The 4910-nt window shown below is 68.1% G+C and carries 5 protein-coding genes; 2 read left to right on the forward strand and 3 right to left on the reverse strand.

Going from position 1 to position 4910, the window contains the following annotated elements; translation table 11 throughout:
* From AC08OP_RS05100 to AC08OP_RS05110, 3 genes are all read right to left on the reverse strand, one after another.
* Nucleotides 1–931 (reverse strand): glycerate kinase (locus tag AC08OP_RS05100; RefSeq protein WP_476613135.1); only part of this gene is annotated, 931 nt, incomplete at its 3' end.
* A gap of 7 nt (nt 932–938) precedes the next feature.
* A complete protein-coding gene (add, locus tag AC08OP_RS05105) occupies nt 939–1994 on the reverse strand; it encodes an adenosine deaminase (protein WP_476613136.1) in 1056 nt (351 codons plus the stop codon).
* A gap of 147 nt (nt 1995–2141) precedes the next feature.
* The gene (locus tag AC08OP_RS05110; RefSeq protein ID WP_476613137.1) at nt 2142–2978 is read right to left on the reverse strand and encodes an undecaprenyl-diphosphate phosphatase; all 837 of its coding nucleotides are present in this window, start codon (nt 2976–2978) and stop codon (nt 2142–2144) included.
* A gap of 50 nt (nt 2979–3028) precedes the next feature.
* Here AC08OP_RS05110 and AC08OP_RS05115 point away from each other — a divergent pair, with 50 nt between their 5' ends.
* Together AC08OP_RS05115 and AC08OP_RS05120 are read left to right on the forward strand one after the other, a co-directional pair.
* Nucleotides 3029–3256, forward strand: coding sequence for a hypothetical protein (locus tag AC08OP_RS05115; RefSeq protein WP_476613138.1), 228 nt, complete (start codon nt 3029–3031; stop codon nt 3254–3256).
* Between the two features lie 376 nt (nt 3257–3632).
* Nucleotides 3633–4712, forward strand: a complete 1080-nt coding sequence (locus AC08OP_RS05120; RefSeq protein ID WP_476613139.1) for a glycosyl hydrolase — start codon at nt 3633–3635, stop codon at nt 4710–4712.
* Nucleotides 4713–4910 lie beyond the last annotated feature (198 nt).

Consider the following 4910-nt stretch of genomic DNA (forward strand, 5'->3'; position numbering starts at 1 on the left):
GGACTCCGCCGACCACCTTGCCGGACAACGAGGTCCGGTCGAACCTGCCCTCGCCGGTCACCACCCAGTCAGCGCCGGCGAGGGCCGCCGGCAGGCCCGCCGCCTGGATGATCGTCGGCAGGCCGGGGAGCACCTCGGCTCCCCAGGCCGCGGCGAGGCCGTAGGCGGTGCCGCCGGCGGCCCCGGCTCCCGCGGCGTCGGGAGCACCACCCAACAGGTGGGCAAGCCGACGCAGCCCCTCCTCCAGCCGGGCGATGTCCGCGGGTCCGGCACCCTTCTGCGGCCCGAATACGGCGGCGGCGCCGGCAGGGCCCAGCAGGGGCGCGTCGACGTCGACGAGACAGTACGCTCCCCCAGCCGGCACCGGCCGCAACCCGGTCAGATCGATGTGTGCGAGCGACGTGAGGGCGCCGCCGCCGGCGGCCAACGGCCGGCCGGCCGCGTCGAGGAACCGGGCACCCAACGCGGCGAGGGCACCGGTACCACCGTCGGTCGAGGCGGAACCACCCAAAGTGATGAGAACGCGGTCGACTCCGGCGTCGATCGCGGCGGCGACCAACTCGCCGAGGCCCACGGTCTGTGCGCCCAACGGATCGAGTTCCCGCATCAGTGGCAACCCGCTCGCCCTCGCCAGTTCGATCACCGCGGTGCCATCGGGCAGCGACAGCCATTCGGCGTCGTGGCCCCGCCCGTCCGGACCAGTCACCCGCGCCGGGTGCCACTCCGACCCGGGTACGCCGACGGCGAAGACGTCGAGGGTGCCCTCGCCACCGTCGGCGATCGGTACTCCCACGACCTGATCGTGGGGCCGCTCGGAGCGCCAGCCCGCACCCAGCGCCGCAACCACCTCGGCCGCGGTCGCCGATCCCTTGAACGAGTCGGGTGCGAGGACCACCCGCGCGGGCCGGTGAGGGGACGGTACCCCCGTCATCGGAGCGTCACCGGCCGTCGGAGCATCCCGCGTCGACGGAGCATTCCTGACCGGCTGAACCAGCCGGCGTCGTCAGCGGGGCCGCGGCGGCGAGCCACCCATCGATGCCGGCGAGGGCCGCTGTCCGCACCTCGATCGGCGCGGCTCCGGATTCCACCGAGCTGCGGGCGCAGGCGGCCAGTTCCTCGTCGGTCAGGCCCAGCGCCGATCGGCACAGCTCGTACTCCTCCAGACAGGTGGGCCCGAACAGCAGCGGGTCATCGGCGTTGATCGAGCATCGCACCCCGGCCCGCAGCAGGGCCGGAAGCGGATGTTCGGCCATCGACGGGACGACCGAGAGCAGCAGGTTGGACGTCGGGCAGACATCGAGGCAGGTCCCTCGTTCGAGGAGGGTGTCGACGAGTCGGGGATCCTCAATGGCGCGGATACCGTGCTGGAGACGATCAGCATCCAGGGTCTCGATGGCGCCACGCACCGACGCGGGACCGTCGAGTTCCCCGGCATGGGGGGTCGAGAGCAACCCGCCGTCGCGCGCGATCCGGAACGCCGCCACGAACGGCTCCGGCGGCCAGCCGTTCTCGTCGTTGTGCAGCCCCAGGCCGACGATGCCCCGATCGACGTAACGCAGGGCCAACTGGGCCACGGAGACGGCCTGTTCGGGGGAGTCGAAGACCCGGTCGATGGCCGCCATCCAGCGGACGGTCACCCCGTACCGCGCGCCGATCTGATCCGATCGGGCCAGCACCGTCTCCCAGGCGGCCTCCGCGCTCCCGAAGACGCCGAGATGGGCGTACGGCCAGAAGCTGGGTTCGAGGTAGGTGACGCCCTCATCCGCGGCATCGATGATCATTTCGTCGACGAGACGTTCGAAGTCCTCGGGCCGGCGGAAGACCGGCAGGATGCCAGCGATCACTTTGCTGAAGCCCCCGAACTCGGTGAACCCCGTGGTGCGGGGAGTCGGAACGCCCGCGGCGGCGGCCAGGTCGGCCAGTGTCGACGGCCGCATCCCCAGCTCGAAATGCAGATGCAGATGGCCCTTGGGCAGCGAACGCAGATCCCGCATCACAGTCCTTCCTCCGTGGCCGCGCGGCCGGCCGTCTCCCCATCCCGTGGGACAACCATGAACCCGCAAGACGGTGGATCGAAACTTACGCGGTCGAGCCGCCCCGCGGGAGCCGGACGAGGATGGTCGCCGGCTCAGGTCGCCGGCTCAGGTCGCCGGGACGATCCCGGTGGCCACAAGGAAGAGCACGGTGGCGCCGAGCGCCAGCCGGTAACCGATGAAGACGCTGTAGCTGTGTCTGGCAATGAACTTCAACAGCCAGGCGATCGCGACGTAGGCGACGGCAAAGCTGACCACGGTCGCGGTGATCGTCGCCGGCCAGCCCACCCCGTCGGCGATGTCGCCGGACTTCGTGAGGACCTGCAGCGCCGCGGCCGCCATCAGGGCCGGGATGGATAAGAAGAAGGACAGCCGGGTCACCGCCACCCGGTCCAGGCCACGCAGCAACCCCGCCGACATGGTCGCCCCGGATCGCGAGATACCCGGGATCAGCGCCATGCACTGCACGATGCCGATCACCAGGGTGTCCTTCCACGTCACGTCCTCCTCGTGACGTTTCTGGGTACCGACGTGGTCCGCGTACCCCATCACCCCGCTCCAGAGGATCAGCGCACTGCCGACGAACCACAGGCTGCGTAGCGTGGTCTCGATCTGATCCTTGAAGGCCACCCCGACCAGGCCGATGGGAATCGATCCGAGAATGACGGCCCAGCCGAACCGGTAATCCGGATGCTCCCGCCAGGCGGGATCGCGCACACCGCGGCACCACGCCACCAGAATGCGCCGGAAATCATGCCGGAAGTAAAGCAGGGTGGCGAAGACCGCACCGACTTGGATGATCGCGGTGAAAGCGGTGATGTCCGGGTCGTCGATGTCATGGCCGAGTAGCTTCTCCAAAATTGTCAGGTGTCCGGTGCTGGACACCGGCAGAAATTCCGTCAGCCCCTCGACCGCGCCGAGAAACACCGCTTCCAGGACGTTCACATGGACCCTTCCGCACCAGTACACGCCACCTGCTGATCGCAGGGCAGTGTATGACGACGAGGATCATCCGTGCGCCGCGACCTCGGCGGACCGGTCGCCGCGTGCTCACCGACGCCGTCGCCGTATTGCCGCGCCTCGACGTACGCATCGCCGTCACCGGTCCGGAGGTGGTGACGGTCGGGGTCGCACAGGGCGAGTTCGACCTCGGGCTCGCCGTCGGGCTGACCACGCCGGGGACTCGTTACGACTACCCGATGTGGGACCGATCCGGGCGGTAGGGATCGCCATCGATCCGGTCGCGGTCGTTCTGCCCCGGGATCATCCGCTGGTCGGATGCTCCGGGCCGCAGCTCGGGAACCTGGCGGACGCCCATTGGATCGATGTTCCCGACGCCGCGGCCACGGTCGCGGACCTGCGTGCCGTCACCGGTGGGGCTCGCGCTGGTCCGAGCACTCGGCGGCTGACGCCGAGGCCGGGTGCCGATAACCGACGTTTCGTCGGCTGCTTCGCATCAGGTTGGACGAGACAAGAGCCGAGCAGGTTACCTGAGAGACAGGCAGGTTAAACGAAAAGCTCAGGCGGCACCTTTGGGTGTGGCGTGGGCGTCACGTGCCTCCGCTCCCGCGGCCAGACCCTGACGTAACGGTAGAATACGTGACACAATCCACCAAGAGCACGAAGGGGGCGGCCGTGGGGCGTCGCCGTGACCAGGCCGGCGGTACCTCGCGTCAGTGGCGGATCGGGCTGCTCGGCGCGGGTGTTGCTGGGATCGTGACGGTTCTGGTCGCGCTGGGGTTTGTCGTCACTGGAGGAGCCGGCGAGGAGAAACCGGCGACGAGCCCTCCCGCGGGACGTGGCGTAGCGTGGCCGTCAGGGACGAACGCGAACCCGCCGCAGGATCTCGCCGGGTGGGAGCGGTGGGTCGGGCGGCCGACGGATGTGGCAGTGGTGTTCACGGTGCGGTCAAACTGGCAGACGATCACCATGGACGACTGGCCGATGTCGGATTTCCGGCCCGACTCCTATTCGGGGGTGCTGTCGGTGGCCCAGCCGCTTTTCCCCCTGGATGGCAGTGAGGCGGCCTGTGCCCGTGGCGAGTACGACGGGCACTGGGCGAAGTTCGGTCAGACGCTGGTGCGGAACGGTCGGCCGGATGCTATCGTGCGGCTCGGCTGGGAGTTCAATGGCGAATGGATGCCGTGGCACGTGCAGGACACCGGCCTGTGGAAGCAGTGTTTCCGGCAGGCGGTCACGGCGATCCGGAGCACGTCGCCCCAGGTGCGTATCGATTGGAACATGACCTCGCACAAGGATCGGATGCCTAACGGCGGGAACGTCTGGGATGCCTATCCCGGTGATGACGTCGTCGATATCGTCAGCGTCGATGCGTATGACTCCTACCCGGCATCCGTGGACCAGGCTTCCTTCGATGCGCAGTGCCGCAAGGATTCCGGAGCCTGCACGGTCGCTGCATTCGCCCGGGAACATGGCAAGCAGTTCGCTGTACCAGAGTGGGGGATGTACCACAAGACCGGCGGGGGTGGAGACAACCCATTCTACATCGAGAAGATGTTCGAATTCTTCGAGGCAAACAAAGACATACTAGCGTACGAGGCGTACTACAACACTGCCGAGACCGGAAATGTACTCTCGGCCCTCCAGCCGCCATCGCTCAATCCGCGTTCCGCCCAACGATATCTCGAGCTGTTCGGAGCGCCTGCACCCGCATCTTGAGTAGCGACTTCGAGCAGGGAAGATCCCTCCGCGGCGAGAGCCCGGGCCGGGCGAGAGGCGACGGATGGGTCTCCGTCGCCTCTTCAAGGCGATAGTAGAGGCAGAGCCGGCAATGAGCCTGTCGATAAACCACCGCCAGTTACCGCCCACTTTCGCATGGAATTCACATCTTTCTTGTATGGAATGCGGGGTGCGACG

The sequence above is a fragment of the Frankia sp. CeRuru1 genome, assembly GCF_977966315.1.